General features: G+C 46.9%; 1 protein-coding gene. It reads left to right on the top strand.

Annotation, left to right across the window (positions count from 1 at the left end; all coding sequences use genetic code 11):
- The coding region (locus tag A6D97_RS03910; RefSeq protein WP_170791801.1) for a cadherin-like domain-containing protein at window positions 1-983 on the top strand (983 nt) is incomplete at both ends.

The following is a 983-nucleotide window of genomic DNA, read 5'->3' as shown; positions in this document are numbered from 1 at the left end:
GAATACCGTCGATGTGGATGCCAATGACGCCGGTAAGCTAACCATTGAAAACCTGCATGCTGACCATGGATCCATTCTAAACAATGCCGATGGCACGTTTACCTTTACCCCAGAAAAAGACTATAACGGCGATGTACACTTCCGCTATGACGTTAAAGATGCACACGGTGGTGTAACACACACCGGCGCAACCACCAACTTGGCTGCGGTTAACGACAACCCTGATGTGACGCCTTTAACAGACAGTGTCAGTGAGGGGGCCGATAATCATCACCCCCTCAATCTGCTAGTAGGTGCCACAGATAAAGACGGCGACGCTTTAAGCGTCAGTCACCTTGAATATGCCATCGATGGTCAACCTCAGTCGGGCCAACTTCCAACGGGCATTACCTTAGATGCTGATGGGCATACGTTAATTGTTGATGCCACTGATCCCGCATTTAATCATTTGGCCAATGGTCAGTCGCAACAAATCGCTATCACTTATCAAGTAGAAGATGGCCATGGTGGAAGTACGCAACAAACCGCCACGCTTACGATTGCCGGGACAGATGATAAAGCCACACTGGTTTCTAATGTCATTCAGCTCACTGAAACACAAGCGCTGGATAGCGAATTTAAATCCTATAGAGGCCAGCTTCAGCTGATTGACCCTGATAGTGGCGATAACACTCAGTTTGTTTTTAGCGGTAAATATTTAGGTCAAGGGTTTGCACCTGGTTACCTTGATGTTTGGCCTAATGGCACTTATCAATTCAGATTAAATACAGGTACCAATCATCATCCGGACGATCTAATCAGTAGCCTACATGCTGGCGAGTCGATGGAGCTCCCCTACGAAGTCGAAACCACTGATGGTCAGAAGCTCACCATTATGGTGAAAGTGACCGGTGAAGATAACCAAGCAAAAATTGCAGTGACGCCCTACTCCAGCCTAAATAATCATGTTTACGAAGATCATACTTCCTTTGGCAATACCACCA

This window comes from Vibrio sp. ZF57 (assembly GCF_001691235.1).
Taxonomy (GTDB): domain Bacteria; phylum Pseudomonadota; class Gammaproteobacteria; order Enterobacterales; family Vibrionaceae; genus Vibrio; species Vibrio crassostreae_C.
This window is presented reverse-complemented; position numbering and strand designations above follow the sequence as displayed.